This window comes from Enterobacter sp. N18-03635, from assembly GCF_004006055.1.
Taxonomy (GTDB): Bacteria; Pseudomonadota; Gammaproteobacteria; order Enterobacterales; family Enterobacteriaceae; genus Enterobacter; species Enterobacter vonholyi.
On sequence record NZ_CP034769.1, the window covers coordinates 3,609,265 to 3,626,942 of the forward strand.

At 59.3% G+C, this 17,678-nt stretch carries 17 protein-coding genes; 9 read left to right on the forward strand and 8 right to left on the reverse strand.

All coding sequences use genetic code 11. The features are described from left to right. Positions 1-124: 124 nt before the first annotated feature. The 4 genes from ELK40_RS17980 to mltB all read right to left on the reverse strand — a co-directional run bounded on the left by ELK40_RS17980 (position 125) and on the right by mltB (position 3,898). Positions 125-1,003: a metal ABC transporter substrate-binding protein gene (locus ELK40_RS17980; protein ID WP_115876135.1), complete on the reverse strand. Its 879-nt coding sequence runs from the start codon at positions 1,001-1,003 to the stop codon at positions 125-127. A gap of 14 nt (positions 1,004-1,017) precedes the next feature. Next, on the reverse strand, positions 1,018-1,878 hold the full coding sequence (locus ELK40_RS17985) for a metal ABC transporter permease (RefSeq protein WP_115876136.1): 861 nt from the start codon (positions 1,876-1,878) through the stop codon (positions 1,018-1,020). After that, positions 1,875-2,528 (reverse strand): ATP-binding cassette domain-containing protein, encoded by a 654-nt coding sequence (locus ELK40_RS17990; protein ID WP_115876137.1) that lies wholly within the window; start codon positions 2,526-2,528, stop codon positions 1,875-1,877. Before ELK40_RS17990 ends, ELK40_RS17985 begins: the two co-directional genes overlap by 4 nt. 269 nt (positions 2,529-2,797) lie before the next feature. Continuing rightward, positions 2,798-3,898 (reverse strand): lytic murein transglycosylase B, encoded by a 1,101-nt coding sequence (gene mltB, locus ELK40_RS17995; RefSeq protein ID WP_181899769.1) that lies wholly within the window; start codon positions 3,896-3,898, stop codon positions 2,798-2,800. Between the two features lie 252 nt (positions 3,899-4,150). Between mltB and srlA the strand changes: the two genes are divergently transcribed. The 7 genes from srlA to gutQ all read left to right on the forward strand — a co-directional run bounded on the left by srlA (position 4,151) and on the right by gutQ (position 9,060). Then, positions 4,151-4,714, forward strand: coding sequence for a PTS glucitol/sorbitol transporter subunit IIC (gene srlA / locus ELK40_RS18000; protein WP_115876139.1), 564 nt, complete (start codon positions 4,151-4,153; stop codon positions 4,712-4,714). After that, complete coding sequence (locus ELK40_RS18005) at positions 4,711-5,670, forward strand: PTS glucitol/sorbitol transporter subunit IIB (protein WP_115876140.1); 960 nt, start codon at positions 4,711-4,713, stop codon at positions 5,668-5,670. Before srlA ends, ELK40_RS18005 begins: the two co-directional genes overlap by 4 nt. 12 nt (positions 5,671-5,682) lie before the next feature. Continuing rightward, entirely contained in the window at positions 5,683-6,045 is a 363-nt protein-coding gene (srlB, locus tag ELK40_RS18010; RefSeq protein ID WP_127732106.1) for a PTS glucitol/sorbitol transporter subunit IIA, read from the forward strand. 14 nt (positions 6,046-6,059) lie between these two features. Next, on the forward strand, positions 6,060-6,839 hold the full coding sequence (gene srlD, locus ELK40_RS18015) for a sorbitol-6-phosphate dehydrogenase (protein ID WP_023294411.1): 780 nt from the start codon (positions 6,060-6,062) through the stop codon (positions 6,837-6,839). Between the two features lie 66 nt (positions 6,840-6,905). Beyond that, a complete protein-coding gene (gene gutM / locus ELK40_RS18020; protein WP_045908515.1) occupies positions 6,906-7,265 on the forward strand; it encodes a transcriptional regulator GutM in 360 nt (119 codons plus the stop codon). A 63-nt stretch (positions 7,266-7,328) separates the two neighbouring features. Beyond that, entirely contained in the window at positions 7,329-8,102 is a 774-nt protein-coding gene (locus ELK40_RS18025) for a DNA-binding transcriptional repressor (protein WP_115876141.1), read from the forward strand. Continuing rightward, on the forward strand, positions 8,095-9,060 hold the full coding sequence (gene gutQ, locus ELK40_RS18030; protein WP_111965491.1) for an arabinose-5-phosphate isomerase GutQ: 966 nt from the start codon (positions 8,095-8,097) through the stop codon (positions 9,058-9,060). The genes ELK40_RS18025 and gutQ overlap by 8 nt, the downstream gene beginning before the upstream one ends. Here gutQ and norR read toward each other — a convergent pair. Next, a complete protein-coding gene (norR, locus tag ELK40_RS18035) occupies positions 9,057-10,571 on the reverse strand; it encodes a nitric oxide reductase transcriptional regulator NorR (protein WP_127732108.1) in 1,515 nt (504 codons plus the stop codon). The genes gutQ and norR overlap by 4 nt on opposite strands. Before the next feature lie 186 nt (positions 10,572-10,757). On the opposite strand from norR, the gene norV reads away from it, so the two are divergent. Together norV and norW are read left to right on the forward strand one after the other, a co-directional pair. Next, positions 10,758-12,200 (forward strand): anaerobic nitric oxide reductase flavorubredoxin, encoded by a 1,443-nt coding sequence (gene norV / locus ELK40_RS18040; RefSeq protein WP_115876142.1) that lies wholly within the window; start codon positions 10,758-10,760, stop codon positions 12,198-12,200. Next, positions 12,197-13,330 (forward strand): NADH:flavorubredoxin reductase NorW, encoded by a 1,134-nt coding sequence (gene norW / locus ELK40_RS18045; RefSeq protein WP_127732110.1) that lies wholly within the window; start codon positions 12,197-12,199, stop codon positions 13,328-13,330. The genes norV and norW overlap by 4 nt, the downstream gene beginning before the upstream one ends. Positions 13,331-13,779: 449 nt before the next feature. On the opposite strand, the gene ELK40_RS18050 is transcribed toward norW, so the two are convergent. The 3 genes from ELK40_RS18050 to hydN are packed head-to-tail and all read right to left on the reverse strand — an operon-like array spanning position 13,780 to position 17,571. Beyond that, complete coding sequence (locus ELK40_RS18050; protein WP_127732112.1) at positions 13,780-14,802, reverse strand: HoxN/HupN/NixA family nickel/cobalt transporter; 1,023 nt, start codon at positions 14,800-14,802, stop codon at positions 13,780-13,782. Continuing rightward, positions 14,780-17,020: a carbamoyltransferase HypF gene (gene hypF / locus ELK40_RS18055; RefSeq protein WP_127732114.1), complete on the reverse strand. Its 2,241-nt coding sequence runs from the start codon at positions 17,018-17,020 to the stop codon at positions 14,780-14,782. Before hypF ends, ELK40_RS18050 begins: the two co-directional genes overlap by 23 nt. A gap of 5 nt (positions 17,021-17,025) precedes the next feature. Next, entirely contained in the window at positions 17,026-17,571 is a 546-nt protein-coding gene (hydN, locus tag ELK40_RS18060; protein ID WP_023308960.1) for an electron transport protein HydN, read from the reverse strand. Positions 17,572-17,678: the final 107 nt, after the last annotated feature.

Below are 17,678 nucleotides of genomic sequence, written 5' to 3' on the forward strand. Positions count from 1 at the left end.
CTCCAGGCATCAGAAAAACGTGCTGCACAAGATAGCACTTTCTCGTCAGATGTGGGGATGCACTTCAGGTTTTACGAGGGAGCTTCAGAAAAAAGCCGATGCGGGCGCACCGGCCGTGGAAATGTTATTTCATGCTGTCGGCGAGGGTGTTCACATTGTGGCGAAATGCCTTAACGTAGGTGTCTGCCACCCCGCCTTTTGCCGACAGCGCTTCCGGATACAGTTCGCCCCCCGGCTGTGCGCCCGTCGCCGACGCTATCTGCTTCACCAGACGCGGATCGAGCTGATTTTCCATAAACCAGGTTTTGACGCCGTCGGCTTTGATCTGATTGATAATCTCAGCAACCTGCGACGCGCTGGCCTCGCTCTCGGACGACAGTCCCTGCGGCGCCATAAACGTCACGCCGTAGGCGCGGCTGAAATAGCCAAACGCGTCATGGCTGGTCAACACGTTACGCTTCGCCTGCGGGATCTGGCTAAAGCGTGTTTTGGCCCAGCTATCCAGCTGGTTAAGCTGCGCGATATACGGTTTACCGGAGGCTTCCAGCGCGGCTTTGTCCTGCGGATCGGCTTTCACCAGCCCGTTCAGAATATTTTGTGCATACAGCGCCCCGTTCGCCGCGCTGTTCCACGCGTGCGGATCGGTCACGGTCTTTCCATCTTCCTCAAGCGTGTGGGTTTTCACCCCGGCTGAGGCGACGACCAGCTGTCCTTTGAACCCGGAGGCCTTCACCAGCCGATCGAGCCAGCCCTCCAGCCCCAGGCCGTTTACCACCACCACATCGGCCTTGCTCAGCGCCGCGCTGTCTTTCGGCGACGGTTCAAAGGTATGCGGATCGCCGTCCGGCCCGACCAGCGTCGTCACGTTCACATGGTCACCGCCCACCTCCTGCGTGATATCTCCCAGTATCGAAAAGCTGGTCACCACATTCAGCGTTTTCGCCATCACGCCGTGCGACATCATCCCCAGCGCGAGCGCCATGACTAATCCTGTACGTTTCATCGTTTCCCCTTGCGTTAAAAAAGCGCGCGCAGGCTGCCAGCGAGCCTGCTTCGCTTGCCCAGTAAAATGGAAATAAAGAACAGCGCGCTGGCGGTGAGCACAATGGATGGCCCGGCAGGCAAACTCATTGCCCAGGAGAGGCTCAGCCCCAGCCATGCGCAGAAAATACCGCTGATGCCCGCCATCAGGAGTAACGCAGGCAGCGTGCGCACCCAGCAGCGGGCCGCCACGGCTGGAAGCATCATCAGCCCGACGGCCATCAGCGTGCCGAGCACCTGAAAACCAGCCACCAGGTTAAGAACCAGCAGCGCCAGAAACAATCCGTGCAGCAGGCCGGGCAGCCAGCGGGCGTTCACCTGCAGCCAGGCGGTGTCAAACGCTTCGGTAACCAGTCCGCGATAGAACATCGCCAGCACGATAAGGGTGAACATGCACACGCCCGTGACAAACAGCGCGGCGTCGTTGTCCACGGCGAGGATGGAGCCAAACAGCAGATGCAGCAGATCGACATTCGACCCGCGCAGCGACACCAGCGTGACCCCCAGCGCCAGCGAGCCAAGATAAAACCCGGCAAAGCTGGCATCTTCCTTAAGCGGCGTGCGTCGACTGACCAGACCGGCCAGCAGCGCCACGGTAATGCCCGCGATAAAACCGCCAATACTCATCGCCAGCAGCGACATACCGCTGAGCAAATACCCCACGGCGACACCCGGCAAAATGGCGTGAGAAAGGGCGTCGCCCATCAGGCTCATCCGTCGCAGCTGAAGAAACACCCCGAGCGCGGTAGTGCTGACGGAGAGCGCCAGGCAAACCACCAGCGCGCGACGCATAAAGCCGTACTCAATAAACGGCTGAAAAAAGAGATGCCAGATCATGCCACCCTCACCCGCTCGGTTTTCCACTGGGGCACGTCAGCATCCAGCCGCAGCGTTTGCGGGAAATGGCGCGACACACGCTCGCTGTCGTGCAGTACCGCGAGCAGAGTTTGCCCCTGCATATACATCTCCAGCATCACGTCCATCAGCACGTTGCAGGTGGCTTCATCGACGCCGGTAAAGGGCTCATCCAGCATCACCAGCGGCGCCTGCTGTACCAGAACGCGGGCAAACAGCATGCGCTGGAACTGCCCGCCGGAGAGCTCATCGATGGTGGATAACGCCATGGTTTCCAGTCCGACGCGCTCAAGCGCGCTGGCAAGGCGCAGCCGCGCTTCGCGACGAAACCCGGAAAACAGCGAAATGCCCGGCCAGCATCCCATGCTTACCACGTCCTGTACGGTCAGCGGAAACTGCGCCTCCAGCGCGTGGCGCTGTGCCAGCCATCCGATTACCGGGCGCTTCCCCTGCCAGCGAAAGCCGCCGCTGACGGGAGGAATAAACCCCGCCAGCGTTTTCAGCAGCGTGGATTTCCCGCAGCCGTTAGCGCCGATAATGGCGGTCATGCTTCCGCGCTCAATCGTGCCCGAAAGGGGCCGCGTAATGGGCTGGCGTTCATAACCCGCGACCAGTTCATTCATCACAATCATGGCAATGCCACCGCCCAGCACACGGCCAGCCCAATAAAGACAACCAGCACCAGCGCCAGCAAAAGCCGAACCGGAGCAGACAGAGAGAAAAGGGACGTTGACATCTCGACACCAAATTAAACGTTATAACATAACAATAATAAAAGGTAGTTAAGATGTAAATGGCGGGTTTGCAGAGGGAGTGTGGCGAAATGTTTCTGCGGGAAATAGATGCGCGCGGATGCCCTCACCCCAGCCCTCTCCCACAGGGAGAGGGGGAATAAGGTGACTTACTGACTAAACGGTGACGCCGCCGGCACGCGGGCCTGCGATACCGCCAGCCCCAGCTGCCATACGGCCATCGCATAGTGGGTGCTGTGGTTATAGCGGGTAATGGTGTAGAAATTCGGCAGACCGTACCAGTACTGATAGCCCGTCCCGACATCCAGACGCAGCAGACTCACCTGATCGACATTGCCCAGCGGCTGGGTTGGCGTTAAGCCTGCCGCCGTCAGCTGTGCAACGCTGTATTTGGTTTTAAAGCCGTTTTCCAGCCCAAACGCCTCGCCGTTCGCCTGCACCGCCACCTGGCCGCCCGGCACCCAGCCGTGCGCCTTGAAGTAGTTCGCCACGCTGCCGATGGCATCCACCGGATCCCACAGGTTGATATGGCCATCTCCGTTAAAGTCGACGGCATACTGTTTATAGGACGACGGCATAAACTGGCCGTAGCCCATCGCGCCGGCAAACGACCCTTTCAGATCGAGCGGATCGTCCTGCTCGTTGCGCGCCATCAGCAGGAAGGTTTCCAGCTCGGAAGAGAAATACTCCGCTCGGCGCGGATAGTTAAAGGAGAGCGTCGCCAGCGCATCCAGGATGCGGGTTTTCCCCATCACGCGGCCCCAGCGGGTTTCCACGCCGATAATCCCGACGATGATTTCAGGCGGTACGCCGTACACCTGCCACGCGCGGTTGAGCGCCTCTTCATACTGATTCCAGAACGCCACGCCGTTTTGCACGTTGTCCGGAGTAATAAACTGCTTGCGATAGCGCAGCCACGCGCCGTTCGGCCCGCTCGGCACCTGGGCCGTCGGCGCCTGTCTGTCCATCAGACGCAGCACGTAGTCCAGACGCTTCGCCTGAGACAAAATTTCGTGCAGCTGCTGTCTGTCAAAGCCGTGTTTGCTCACCATTTTATCGATGAACTGCTCGGCCGCCGGGTTATTCGCGAAGTCGCCCCCCATCTGCATCATATTGTGCTGCGGCTCCAACAGGAATCCTCCGGAAGGCGCGCCCGCCGTTTGCTGAACGGCTTCGGTCTTAGGTTTGCTACTACAGGCAGACAGCAGAATAAGCGCAGGCAACAGCGCTGCATAACGACGCTTGAACATGAGACATCCATTTAACGGGTTCGATAAGAACCCAGTATGGTAAAGCATCCGCAACACCTCAAGGAAGCGGTACGCACCTTCCCTACGCAAATCCGCGCTTTTTTCCATCGAAAATCATTAGCCCCACCAATAAACTTTCAAAATAATCCTTTTTTCTTTCATTGTGAGATCCAATTAACACTTTAAAAGCTTTCAAAGTGATTATTATTAGCCCAGCCAGACAAAAACAAAAAAGCCTCACAGGAGAGAAGAATGATAGAAACCATCACCCACGGCGCCGAGTGGTTCATCGGGCTATTTCAAAAAGGCGGAGAAGTGTTCACCGGCATGGTGACCGGGATCCTGCCCCTGCTGATCAGCCTGCTGGTCATCATGAACGCGCTGATCAACTTTATCGGCCAGCAGCGCATTGAACGCTTCGCCCAGCGCTGCGCCGGAAACCCGCTGTCCCGCTACCTGATACTGCCCTTTATCGGCACCTTCGTGTTCTGCAACCCGATGACCTTAAGCCTCGGCCGCTTTATGCCGGAAAAGTACAAGCCGAGCTACTACGCCGCCGCCTCCTACAGCTGCCATTCGATGAACGGCCTGTTCCCGCACATCAACCCCGGCGAGCTGTTCGTTTATCTCGGGATCGCCAGCGGCATTACTACGCTTGGCCTGCCGCTCGGCCCGCTGGCGGTGAGCTACCTGCTGGTCGGTCTGGTGACTAACTTCTTCCGCGGCTGGGTGACCGACCTCACCACCGCTATTTTCGAGAAAAAAATGGGCATCCAGCTTGAACAGAAGGTCCATCTTTCAGGAGCCACAGCATGAACCGGATCCGCATTGACAAAGGCACGGGCGGCTGGGGTGGCCCGCTGGAGTTCGACGCCACCGAAGGCAAAAAGATTGTTTACATCACCGCGGGTACCCGCCCGGCGATCGTCGACAGGCTGCGCGAGCTGACCGGCTGGGAAGCGGTCGACGGCTTCAAAGAAGGCGAGCCGCCGGAAGCAGAAATTGGCGTGGCGGTGATCGACTGCGGCGGCACGCTGCGCTGCGGTATCTATCCGAAGCGCCGTATTCCGACGGTAAATATTCACTCCACCGGAAAATCCGGCCCGCTGGCGCAGTACATCCTCGAAGACATTTATGTCTCGGGCGTAAAGGAGGACAACATCACTCTGGTGAATGGCACTCCTGCGCCGCAAAAAGCGGCCCCGCGCGAGTATGACACCAGCAAGAAAATCACCGAGCAGAGCGACGGCCTGCTGGCGAAGGTCGGGATGGGCATGGGTTCCGCCGTGGCGGTGCTTTTCCAGTCCGGGCGCGACACCATCGACACGGTGCTGAAAACCATTCTGCCGTTTATGGCGTTCGTCTCGGCGCTGATCGGCATCATCATGGCCTCCGGCCTGGGCGACTGGATTGCCCACGGCCTCGCCCCGCTCGCCAGCCACCCGCTCGGGCTGGTGACGCTGGCGCTGATCTGTTCCTTCCCGCTGCTGTCGCCGTTCCTCGGCCCGGGCGCGGTGATCGCTCAGGTCATCGGCGTGCTGATTGGCGTGCAGATTGGTCTGGGGAACATTCCCCCGCACCTCGCCCTGCCCGCCCTGTTTGCCATTAACGCCCAGGCGGCGTGCGATTTCATCCCCGTTGGGCTGTCGCTGGCCGAAGCGCGCCAGGACACCGTGCGCGTGGGCGTGCCGTCCGTGCTGGTCAGCCGCTTCCTGACGGGCGCGCCCACGGTGCTGATTGCCTGGTTTGTCTCCGGCTTTATTTATCAATAAGAGGTTCCTGCAATGACCGTGATTTACCAGACCACCATTACCCGCATTGGCCAGAGCGCCGCCGACGCGCTGATCGACCAGATGCTGATCACCTTCCGCGAAGGGGCGCCTGCGGATATCGAAGAGTTTTGTTTTATCCACTGCCACGGCGAGCTGAAGGGCGAGCTGAAGGCCGGTAGCCAGCTTGAGCTGGGCGAGGCGCGCTATGCCGTGACCGCCGTCGGCGACGTGGCCGAGCAAAACCTGCGCGAGCTGGGCCACATCACCCTGCGTTTCGACGGCCAGCCGCAGGCCGAATATCCCGGTATGGTTCACGTGGCGGGTCCGGTTCCGCAGGCTGTCACCCCAGGCTGCACGTTAAAATTTGTTGCGTAATTAAGGAGATAGACATGAGTCAGGTTGCCGTTGTCATTGGTGGAGGACAAACCTTAGGCGAGTTCCTCTGCCGTGGGCTTGCCGCAGAGGGCTACCGCGTGGCGGTAGTGGATATTCAGAGTGAAAAAGCCGCCCGCGTGGCGGACACCATTAACACCGAGTTTGGCGAAGGTATGGCGTACGGGTTTGGCGCCGACGCCACCAGCGAGCAGAGCGTGATGGCGCTGGCCCGCGGCGTGGACGAGATTTTTGGGCGTACCGATCTGCTGGTCTACAGCGCGGGAATTGCGAAAGCGGCCTTTATCAGCGATTTCGAACTGGGGGATTTTGACCGCTCGCTGCAGGTCAATCTGGTGGGCTATTTCCTCTGCGCCCGCGAGTTTTCCCGTCTGATGATCCGCGACGGCATTCAGGGACGCATCATTCAGATCAACTCCAAATCAGGAAAAGTGGGCAGCAAGCACAACTCCGGCTACAGCGCGGCGAAGTTTGGCGGCGTGGGGCTGACGCAGTCTCTGGCGCTGGATCTGGCCGAGTACGGCATTACCGTGCACTCGCTGATGTTGGGTAACCTGCTGAAATCGCCGATGTTCCAGTCCCTGCTGCCTCAGTATGCCACCAAGCTCGGCATCAAGGCTGAGGAAGTGGAGCAGTACTACATCGATAAAGTGCCGCTGAAGCGCGGGTGCGATTATCAGGACGTGCTGAACATGCTGCTGTTTTACGCCAGCCCGAAAGCCTCGTACTGCACCGGGCAGTCGATTAACGTCACCGGCGGGCAGGTAATGTTCTGATCGAGCGGCCTGATGCCTTCACCCTACCCCTCTCCACCGGGAGAGGGAACACAATAAGGAGCCGATATGGTCACCGCACTCATCACCGTCGCCGCCCTCGCCTGGCTCTGCCAGATGGCGTTCGGCGGCTGGCAAATTCACCAGTTTAACCGCGCGTTTGATGCCCTGTGCCAGAAAGGCCGCGTGGGCGTCGGGCGTTCCGGGGGACGCTTTAAACCGCGAGTCGTCGTGGCTATTGCGCTGGACGAAAACAATAACGTCTGCGATTCCCTCATCATGCGCGGCATGACCGTCTTTGCCCGTCCGGTGAAAATCCAGGCAATCAACGGCATTTCGCTGCAGGAATTGCAGCCTGATGTGATCTTTCCCCATGATCCACTCTGTCAGAATGCACTATCATTAGCGCTTAATCTGAAACATGGATAATTTCGTTGTGAAAGATATAGACTTGCGAAATTATCATTTCGCAACCTAAGGAACGAAGCGCCTATGAAACCTCGTCAGCGGCAGGCGGCCATTCTCGAGCATCTGCAAAAGCAGGGAAAATGTTCGGTAGAGGATCTGGCCCACTACTTTGACACCACCGGCACGACGATACGCAAGGACCTTGTATTGCTCGAAAACTCTGGCGCCGTCATTCGAACCTACGGCGGCGTGGTGCTCAATAAGGACGAAGCCGACCCGCCTATCGACCACAAAACGCTGATCAATACCCACCAGAAAGCGATGATTGCCGAAGCCGCCGTAAAATTTATCCACGATGGCGACTCCATCATTCTGGATGCAGGCAGTACCGTCCTGCAGATGATCCCGCTGCTCAGCCGCTTTAACAACATCACGGTGATGACCAACAGCCTGCATATCGTCAATGCCCTGTCGGAGTTCGACAGCGAGCAGACCATCCTGATGCCCGGCGGCACCTTCCGTAAAAAATCCGCCTCATTCCACGGGCAGCTGGCGGAGAACGCCTTCGACCACTTCAGCTTTGATAAACTGTTCATGGGCACCGACGGCATCGACCTGAATGCGGGCGTTACGACGTTCAACGAGGTATTCAGCGTCAGTAAAGCCATGTGCAACGCCGCGCGGGAAGTGATTCTGATGGCGGACTCGTCGAAGTTTGGCCGCAAAAGCCCCAACATTGTCTGTAGCCTTGAAAGCGTCGATAAGCTGATTACCGACGCGGGTATCGACCCGGCGTTCAAAAAAGCGCTGGAAGAGAAAGGAATCGACGTGATCGTAACCGGAGAGAGAGATGAGTGATTTTCTGTTAGAAACGGGCCGCCAGACGCTGATGCTGGAGCTGCAGGAAGCCAGCCGCCTGCCGGAACGTCTGGGCGAGGATTTTGTCCGCGCCGCCAACACCATTATCCACTGCGAAGGCAAAGTGATCGTGGCGGGCATCGGTAAATCCGGCCATATCGGCAAAAAGATTGCCGCGACGCTCGCCAGCACCGGCACCCCGGCCTTCTTCGTGCATCCGGCAGAGGCGCTGCACGGCGATCTGGGGATGATAGAAAGCCGCGACGTGATGCTGTTTATCTCCTACTCCGGTTCGGCCAAAGAGCTGGATCTCATTATTCCGCGCCTGCAGGAAAAATCCGTCGCCCTGCTGGCGATGACCGGGAAATCCCGCTCGCCGCTGGCGCTGGCCGCCAAAGCGACGCTGGATATTTCCGTTGAGCGTGAAGCCTGTCCGATGCACCTCGCTCCGACCTCCAGCACCGTGAATACCCTGATGATGGGCGACGCGCTGGCAATGGCGGTGATGCAGGCGCGCGGCTTTAACGAAGAAGATTTCGCTCGCTCGCATCCGGCAGGTGCGCTCGGGGCACGCCTGCTCAACAAGGTTCACCACCTGATGCGCACCGACGATGCTATTCCGCAGGTCAAACTCAATACCAGCGTCATGGACGCGATGCTGGAACTCAGCCGCACCGGTCTGGGGCTGGTTGCGGTGTGCGATGACGACGGGTACGTCAAAGGCGTATTCACCGACGGCGACCTGCGCCGCTGGCTGGTGGGCGGCGGCAGGCTGGAAACCCAAGTGTCGGACGCCATGACCAAAGGGGGGCTGACGCTGAACGCCGAGAGCCGCGCCATTGAAGCCAAAGAGGTGCTGATGAAGCGCAAAATCACCGCCGCACCGGTGGTGGATGATACCGGCAGGCTGTGCGGTGCCATCAACCTTCAGGATTTCTATCAGGCCGGAATTATCTAACCCTTGAGTCCCAGACGTTTCGCCAGCCGGTGCAGGTTGGCGACGTCCATCTCCAGCGCCCGCGCGCACGCCGCCCAGCTGCGGTTATTCTGCTCCAGCGCGCGGGTAATCATCCGACGCTGGAATTCTTCCGTCGCCTCGCGCAGATTCTCGTTTGCGCTCTCAGGTGCGGCAGCCTTCACGGTCGGGGCAGTTTCCTCATGCAGTGCAAAATGCCGCGCATGAATTACCACCTCATCTCCCGAACGCGTCGCCCTCGCCAGCACCACCGCGCGGTGAATCGCGTGCTCCAGCTCGCGCACGTTGCCCGGCCAGCCGTAGCTCAGCAGATGCGTTCTCGCACCCGGGCTCAGCACCACGCGGGAAAGCCCCATCCTGAGACGGCACTGCTCGCAGAAAAAGCCCGCCAGCAGCAATACGTCATCCCCGCGCTCGCGCAGCGGCGGCACGGTAAGCGGGAACACGCTCAGGCGATGAAACAGATCGGCGCGGAACTGTCCTGCCAGCACCGCTTCACGCAGGTCGCGGTTAGTTGCCGCCAGCACGCGAACGTCCACTCTGTGACAGCGGTCATCCCCCACGCGCTGGATGTCGCCGTACTGCAGCACGCGCAGGAGTTTGGCCTGTAGCGACAGGGAGAGCTCGCCGATTTCATCCAGAAACAGCGTGCCGTTATCGGCCATTTCGAACTTGCCGCTGCGGTTGCTGATGGCCCCGGTAAACGCCCCTTTAACGTGACCAAACAGCTCGCTTTCCGCCACGCTTTCCGGCAGCGCGGCGCAGTTGAGGTACACCAGCGGGTTCACCGCGCGCGGCGACGCTTCGTGAATGGACTTCGCCACCAGCTCCTTCCCGGTGCCGGTCTCCCCGAAGATCAGCACGTTCAAATCGGAAGCGGCAACGATCTCAATCTCTTTTTTGAGCTGCGCCATGCCCGGAGAGAGGCCAATCATCTCCGTATGCGTTACCTGCTCAAATGCCGCCGGGCTGCCGGGAAGGATATTCTGGCTCTCCAGCTGTTCAATCAGCAGCGCGTTGTTAAGCGCCCCGGCGGCCAGGGCGGCAATCAGGCGCAGCTCTTCGTCGCTAAAGGCATCGAACTGGTCCGGCGAAAGGCCGTCGAGGGTCAGCGCGCCAATCAGATTTTGTCCGGCAAATAAAGGCAGGCCGATACAGGCGTGCACCTTCAGGCTCTCCTGGCCGGGAATAAGACCGTCGTACGGGTCGGGCAAGTCGCTGTCCGCCGGGAAGCGCACCACGTCACCCGCGCGGGCAATGGTCTCCAGACGTGGATGGCCTTCAAGAGTAAAGCGCCGCCCGAGCACGTCCTTCGCCAGGCCGTCGATCGCCAGGGGAATAAACTGCCGTCCTTCGTAGCGCAGCAGCGCCGAGGCGTCACACGCCAGCAGGTGGCGCAGCGTGGAGATCAGCCGCTGAAAGCGGTCCTGATGGCCGATACCGGTCTGCAGCTCAATGGCGATCTTCGCCAGCACGTCTACGGAAAAGCTCATAGTGACCTCGTTGTCATTTTGACAATGGATAGTGTCATATTGACAATATATTTGATAGTCATAATGACTACCCACTACGAGGCAAGACAAGATTTATTTATTAAAATCAAATAATTAAAAACTGGCACGCAACTTGATATAAGCAAATCATCTTATTTGAAAATGCTGTATTACGTAGAGGTTGCTATGTCTATTCTGGTTAAAAATAACATTCATTGGGTGGGTCAACGTGACTGGGAAGTGCGCGATTTCCACGGGACGGAATACAAAACGCTGCGCGGCAGCAGCTACAATAGCTATCTCATCCGCGAAGAAAAAAACGTGCTGATCGATACCGTCGATCACAAGTTCAGCCGCGAGTTCGTGCAGAACCTGCGCAGTGAAATCGACCTGGACGCCATCGACTACATCATCATCAACCACGCGGAAGAAGATCACGCCGGCGCGCTGACCGAGCTGATGTCTTACATCCCGAACACGCCGATCTACTGCACCACCAACGCCATCGACTCGATCAACGGCCACCACCACCATCCGGAGTGGAACTTCCACACCGTGAAAACAGGCGACGCGCTGGATATCGGCAACGGCAAGAAGCTGATCTTCGTGGAAACGCCGATGCTGCACTGGCCGGACAGCATGATGACCTACATGACCGGCGACGCGGTGCTGTTCAGCAACGATGCCTTCGGCCAGCACTACTGCGACGAACGCCTGTTTAATGACGAAGTGGATCAGACCGAACTGTTCGAACAGTGCCAGCGGTACTACGCCAACATCCTTACCCCGTTCAGCCGCCTGGTGACGCCAAAAATCACCGAGATCCTCGGCTTTAATCTGCCGGTGGAGATGATTGCTACCTCTCACGGCGTGGTGTGGCGTGAAAATCCCACCCAGATTGTGGAGCTGTACCTGAAATGGGCGGCGGACTATCAGGAAGACCGCATTACGATTTTCTACGACACCATGTCCAACAACACCCGCATGATGGCGGACGCCATTGCCCAGGGCATCAACGAAGTGGACCCGAACGTGGCGGTGAAAATCTTCAACGTGGCGCGCAGCGATAAGAACGAGGTATTGACCAACGTGTTCCGCTCTAAGGGCGTGCTGGTGGGCACCTCCACCATGAACAACGTAATGATGCCGAAAATTGCCGGTCTGGTGGAAGAGATGACCGGCCTGCGCTTCCGTAACAAGCGCGCCAGCGCCTTTGGCTCCCATGGCTGGAGCGGCGGCGCGGTAGACCGCCTTTCCACCCGTTTACAGGATGCCGGTTTTGAGATGTCCCTCAGCCTTAAAGCCAAATGGCGACCGGATATCGACGCCCTGGAGATCTGCCGCCAGCACGGCCGCGACATTGCGCGGCAGTGGGCGCTTGCACCTCTGCCGGAAACCGCCCCCGCTGCGGCGGTTGCGCCAGAAGCCGTAGCTGAAGCTGCCGCTGCGAACCTCGGTCCTTGCATGCAGTGCAGCGTCTGCCAGTGGATCTACGACCCTGAGCTGGGCGAGCCGCTGCAGGATGTCGCGCCGGGTACGCCGTGGAGTGACGTGCCGGACAACTTCCTCTGCCCGGAATGTTCCCTCGGGAAAGACGTTTTTGATGAACTGGCAACGGAGGCAAAATGAGCCACGGCATCGTCATCATCGGCTCGGGCTTTGCCGCCCGTCAGCTGGTGAAAAACATCCGCAAACAGGACGCCAGCGTGCCGCTGACGGTGATTGCCGCCGACAGCATGGACGAGTACAACAAGCCTGACTTAAGCCACGTGATTAGTCAGAATCAGCGCGCCGAAGATCTCACCCGCCAGACGGCGGGGGAGTTCGCCGAGCTGTTTAACCTGCGCCTGTTCCCGTACACCTGGGTCACCGACATCGACGCCGCCGCTCACGTGGTGAAAGCAACAGAGAAAACCTGGCAGTACGACAGGCTGGTGCTTGCCACGGGTGCCTCTGCGTTTGTGCCGCCGATTGAGGGCCGCGAGCTGATAATCACCCTCAACAGCCAGCAGGAGTATCAGGCCAGCGAAACGGGGCTTCGCGACGCGCAGCGCGTGATGATTGTCGGCGGCGGGCTGATAGGCACCGAGCTGGCGATGGATTTCTGCCGGGCGGGCAAATCCGTCACCCTGGTCGACCATGCGGCGAGCATTCTGTCGTCGCTGATGCCCGCAGAAGTAAGCAGTCGCTTACAGCATCGCCTGACCGACATGGGGGTACATCTGCTGTTGAAATCGCAGCTGCAAAGCCTGAGTAAAACCGAAGGCGGCATTCGTGCCATGCTCGACCGCAACCGCAGCGTTGAGGTCGATGCGGTTATCGCGGCGACGGGCCTGCGCCCGGAAACCGCGCTGGCGCATCGCGCAGGCGCCGAAATACAGCGTGGCGTGAAGGTAAATAGCTATCTGCAAACCACGCAACCTGATATTTACGCGTTAGGAGACTGCGCTGAAATTAATGGTCAGGTACTTCCCTTTTTACAGCCAATCCAACTAAGCGCGATGTATCTTGCTAAAAACCTGCTCGGCGGCAGCGCGCCGCTGAAATTACCCGCCATGCTAATTAAAGTAAAAACGCCGGAATTACCGCTGCATCTCGCAGGTGAAACGCAGCGTCAGGATCTGAGCTGGAAAATAACCCTCGAACAGCAGGGAATGGTCGCGCATGGCGTAGACAACGAGGATCAACTACGCGCTTTTGTGGTCAGTGAAGATCGGATGAAGGAGGCTTTCGCTCTGCTGAAATTGCTACCTACTTAACCCTCTTTTTGCCGGGTGGCGATTCGCCTACCCGGCCTGCAAAAGGGTCATGCTTACTTAAGCTTTGGATATTATTATTCACCGCCCCGATATCCCGGAGCTTTTTTTTACGAATCCTATTCATAAAATAAATGCAAAGCAGATATATCATCGCTATCAATCCCTTATTTATTATTTTCGTAAATACTTTAATCTGAAACAGATTAAAAACATCATTCTGTTTTATTATTCGCAGCCAACTCAGTCTAAAAAGACATGATCGGCCGGAGGCAAATCATGGCGAATTTTTATAAATAACTCAATTATCTTTCTCGCTATTTCACACAAGCGAAGAATGCGGAATATATTTTATTCCGCAAAAGTCCTATATTTTCAGCATTTTTTATCGGTATGCCGCTATGCGCCAGCCATTGAGGAAGTCGCGGAGGTTACGCTGTGCAGGAGCCGGTTCAGGAACGCACCACCAGCGCGTCGTAGCCGCGCCAACGGTAGTTGACCATGGAGATCAGCCAGCAGGCAACGAACAGCCCGACCACCACAAACCCGGCGTTGCCCAGGTTGTCATTCACCGCGCCAATCAGATCCCACACGCCGCCGCTGAGGGCAAATTTATCCATCAGCAGACCCAGCGCTTCCAGCCCGCCGATAAACAGCGCCACCACCACGGAGGTGCCGGTGATGGTCATGTTGTAGTAGAGCTTGCGCTGCGGCTTGTTAAACGCCCAGCCGTAGGCGCCGACCATCAGCAGGTTATCGAGGGTATCCACCAGCGCCATGCCGCTGGCGAAGAGTGCAGGAAAGATCATGATTGACCACACCGACATCCCGCTGGAGGCGCTGGCGGCAGAGATCCCCAGCACGCCAATCTCGGTGGCCGTGTCAAAACCGAGACCGAACAGGAAACCCACCAGATACATCTGCCAGCTTTTATTGACGAGGCGAAAGGTTTTGCCAAACAGCCAGTTCATGACGCCGCCCTGGGCAGGCAGCGGGATGTCGCCCTGCACCGGCTGGCCTTTTTTCAGCGCCTGAAAACTGCGCCAGACTCCGCGCAGGATCACCATGTTCACCAGCGCCATCGCCAGCAGGAAGGTGGCGGAAACGGCGGTGCCAATCAGGCTGCCGGTTTCGTGGAACCATTCCATGTTTTTCTGAAACGCCGTGGCGGTGGCGGCAATAGCAATGGAGGCCAGCACCACGATGGTGGAGTGTCCCAGCGAGAACCACGCCCCTACGCCGGACGGGCGTTTGCCCTGCTGCATCATCTTACGCGTCACGGTATCAATGGCGGCAATGTGGTCGGCGTCCACCGCGTGACGCAGCCCGTAACACCACGCCAGCAAGCTGGCGGCCATCAGCGCCGTGCTGCCGCTAAAGGTCTGCCATGCCCATCCCCAGGCCAGCAGGTTTGCCATTACCAGAGCCAGCAGCAGAAGCGCGGCGCGAGGTTCATTGCGTAACAGTCGTAACATTTTTAGTCCTTTGTAAACATGACCGGGCAGCGGCGATCGCCGCCTGCCCGAAGGAGATCGCTCCGTCACCTGCGGGCAGGCGCGAAGGAAAAAGAAGCGTAAAGTCAGAAAGATAATGACGCAGGCGCGCGCGCAGCAGACGGTTGTGCAGCACGCCGCCGCTGAGACAGATTGTCGACAGCGACAGGCGCCTGGCATGGAACGCGGCAAGATGCGCCAGCCCTTTTGCCAGCGCGTCGTGAAATGCCCACGCGCGCTCGCAGGGCTCCGCCTGCCAGGCCAGCCACTGCTGCCAGAAAAGCGCGAGGTTGTCGACAGACAACGTCACCGGATGGTCGACGCCCGCGCACTGCGAGGCCAGCGCTTCCAGCCGGCAGGCGGCTTCACCTTCCCAGGATTGGGTTTCAATACCCAGCGCGCAGGCGACGGCATCAAACAGGCGACCACAGGACGAGGCCTGCGGTGCGTTGATGCCACGCCGGATCGCCGTCGCCAGCAGCGGCCAGTTTTGACGCTGAACCGCGCGCGTTTCAGGGTACTGCTGCCAGTCAGGCACAAACGCCAGGCAGTGGGCGAGTAAATTGCGCCACGGCTGCCGCGCCGCCAGATCGCCCCCCGGAAGCGCAACGGCAGGCAGCCCGCCCAGACGCTCGCACGCGAGATAGTTCACCCGCAGGCACTCCCCGCCCCACAGCGCGCCGTTCTCGCCCATGCCGATCCCGTCCAGCGTCAGGGCAATTGCGTCTTCGCCGTCGAGTGGCCAGCCGTTCTCCGCCAGGCACGCCGCCGCGTGGGCGTGATGATGCAGGACAGTTTCAACGGGCAGCCCCTGTACCTGCGCCCACTGACGCGCGCGGTACCCCGGATGGGCATCGCATACAATGCGCTCCGGCTGAAAGCCGTAAATTTCCTGCATCGTCGAGAGCGCGCTGCGCCACTGCGCTTCGACACCCTCGTCACCGAGATCGCCAAAATGCAGGCTCAACACCGCCTGGTTCCCACGCGCCAGGCAGAAGGTGTTTTTCATCTCCGCGCCGGTGCATAGCATGGCGGGAATATTCTCGAAACCCGCAGGCAACGTGATGGCATCGGGCACAAAACCGCGCGCCCGGCGCAGCATCGCCCCGTCTCGATCCATCACCGAGTCGTCCATCCGCTGCAGGATATCGCGGTTATGCAGCAGGAAACCGTCCGCGATGCCGCTGAGCTCCTCCAGCGCCTGCCGGCTGGTGATGGCTGGCGGTCTGCCGCTGAGGTTACCTGAAGTCATCACCAGCGGGCGCTGGCAGTCCATCATCAAAAGATGCTGCAGCGGGTTCGCAGGAAGCATGATGCCAATACAATCGAGCCCCGGTGCAATCCCTTCGGGAAACCCGGGAAGCGAGGCTTTTGGGGTCAGCACAATCGGCGCTGCAGAGGAGCGTAACAGCGTCTGGATCGCCTCCGGCACGCCGTCCGCATTTGGGATCATCACCGCCAGCGGCTTAGACGGTCGCTGTTTGCGTGCCCGAAGCGTCGCGACCGCCTGCGGATTACGCGCATCGCAGACGAGATGAAAACCACCCAGCCCTTTAACCGCGACTATGCCGCCGCTTTTCAGCATCGCCACCGCCGCGCTCAGCGCGGCCTCACGGGCAGCCGTGATGTTGCCCGCGCGCCATTCCAGCGCGGGCCCGCAGTCCGGGCAGGCGACCGGCTGGGCGTGAAAACGGCGGTCGGCAGGATTGCGGTACTCTGCTTCACACGGCACACAGAGCGGGAATGGCGCCATTGCCGTGGCCGGGCGGTCGTAGGGCATGGCGCGAATAATGGTGAACCGCGGCCCGCAGTGGGTGCAGTTGATAAACGGGTAGCGATAGCGGCGCTCGCCGGGGTCGCGCATTTCAGCAAGACATGCCGGACAGGTCGCGGCATCCGGCACTATCTGGGTGTCCATCGCCCCGCCCGCGCTGTGGCGGATGCTGAAGTCCTCCGGCACGTGCGCCCAGGTAAACGGCTGCGTTTCCACGTGGTCAATGCGTGCCAGCGGCGGGCAGTCCTGATGCAGCCTCGCGGTAAAGGCCCCCCCATTACCCGCGAGGCGCACCAGCACGCCCTCTCCGTCATTGCAGACGTCACCGGTCAACTGAAGCGCCTGCGCCAGCTGCCAGACGAAGGGACGAAACCCTACGCCCTGCACTTTGCCGCGCACGCGCAGCTGAACGCCGTTGCTGCTCATACGGTTCAGAACAGCAGTGATGACGAGGTGTCGAACGCCGCGCGACGGCGCTTTTCGGCGCTCATCTGCTCAAGCTTGTCGCGATCCACGCAGACCAGCGCGTGCGTCGGGCAGGCTTCCATGCAGGCCGGACCGGCGTCGCGGTGGTAGCACAGGTCGCACTTGTTGGCTTCGGCTTTCTCCGCCCGCACGCTCAGCCCCATACCGCTGTTGCGCACCACCGGACGGACCACCACCTCCATCGCGCCATACGGGCAGGCGACCACGCAGGTTTTGCAGCCAATGCAGCGCTCCTGCATCACGTGCACAAAGCCTTTCTCGCGTTTAATCGCCCCGTTCGGGCAGACGTTCGCGCACGGTGCGTCTTCGCACTGGCGACAGATGGCGGCGGTGGAAATATTCACGCCTTTGATGACGTGGATGCGCGGCAGGAAGGTGTCAGGGGTAAGCGACGCGCAGTCCTGCTCCGCCTGATGGGAAACCACGCACGCCACTTCACAGGTACGGCAACCAATACACTTACTGGCATCGGCCATAATAAAACGGTTCATCTGCTTCTCCAGCATTACAGTTATGCGCGGAGATATTCATAAACCGTGCCAATAATTAACTTATTGATTTTATTTGATTTTAAAAATTAAAGCGGTGCCGTCATCGT

Excerpts from the sequence above, each read along its gene's own strand:
- ELK40_RS17980 (WP_115876135.1), bottom strand. The coding sequence starts at position 1,003 with ATGAAACGTACAGGATTAGTCATGGCGCTCGCGCTGGGGATGATGTCG.
- ELK40_RS17985 (WP_115876136.1), bottom strand. The coding sequence starts at position 1,878 with ATGATCTGGCATCTCTTTTTTCAGCCGTTTATTGAGTACGGCTTTATG.
- ELK40_RS17990 (WP_115876137.1), bottom strand. The coding sequence starts at position 2,528 with ATGATTGTGATGAATGAACTGGTCGCGGGTTATGAACGCCAGCCCATT.
- mltB (WP_181899769.1), bottom strand. The coding sequence starts at position 3,898 with ATGTTCAAGCGTCGTTATGCAGCGCTGTTGCCTGCGCTTATTCTGCTG.
- srlA (WP_115876139.1), top strand. The coding sequence starts at position 4,151 with ATGATAGAAACCATCACCCACGGCGCCGAGTGGTTCATCGGGCTATTT.
- ELK40_RS18005 (WP_115876140.1), top strand. The coding sequence starts at position 4,711 with ATGAACCGGATCCGCATTGACAAAGGCACGGGCGGCTGGGGTGGCCCG.
- srlB (WP_127732106.1), top strand. The coding sequence starts at position 5,683 with ATGACCGTGATTTACCAGACCACCATTACCCGCATTGGCCAGAGCGCC.
- srlD (WP_023294411.1), top strand. The coding sequence starts at position 6,060 with ATGAGTCAGGTTGCCGTTGTCATTGGTGGAGGACAAACCTTAGGCGAG.
- gutM (WP_045908515.1), top strand. The coding sequence starts at position 6,906 with ATGGTCACCGCACTCATCACCGTCGCCGCCCTCGCCTGGCTCTGCCAG.
- ELK40_RS18025 (WP_115876141.1), top strand. The coding sequence starts at position 7,329 with ATGAAACCTCGTCAGCGGCAGGCGGCCATTCTCGAGCATCTGCAAAAG.
- gutQ (WP_111965491.1), top strand. The coding sequence starts at position 8,095 with ATGAGTGATTTTCTGTTAGAAACGGGCCGCCAGACGCTGATGCTGGAG.
- norR (WP_127732108.1), bottom strand. The coding sequence starts at position 10,571 with ATGAGCTTTTCCGTAGACGTGCTGGCGAAGATCGCCATTGAGCTGCAG.
- norV (WP_115876142.1), top strand. The coding sequence starts at position 10,758 with ATGTCTATTCTGGTTAAAAATAACATTCATTGGGTGGGTCAACGTGAC.
- norW (WP_127732110.1), top strand. The coding sequence starts at position 12,197 with ATGAGCCACGGCATCGTCATCATCGGCTCGGGCTTTGCCGCCCGTCAG.
- ELK40_RS18050 (WP_127732112.1), bottom strand. The coding sequence starts at position 14,802 with ATGTTACGACTGTTACGCAATGAACCTCGCGCCGCGCTTCTGCTGCTG.
- hypF (WP_127732114.1), bottom strand. The coding sequence starts at position 17,020 with ATGAGCAGCAACGGCGTTCAGCTGCGCGTGCGCGGCAAAGTGCAGGGC.
- hydN (WP_023308960.1), bottom strand. The coding sequence starts at position 17,571 with ATGAACCGTTTTATTATGGCCGATGCCAGTAAGTGTATTGGTTGCCGT.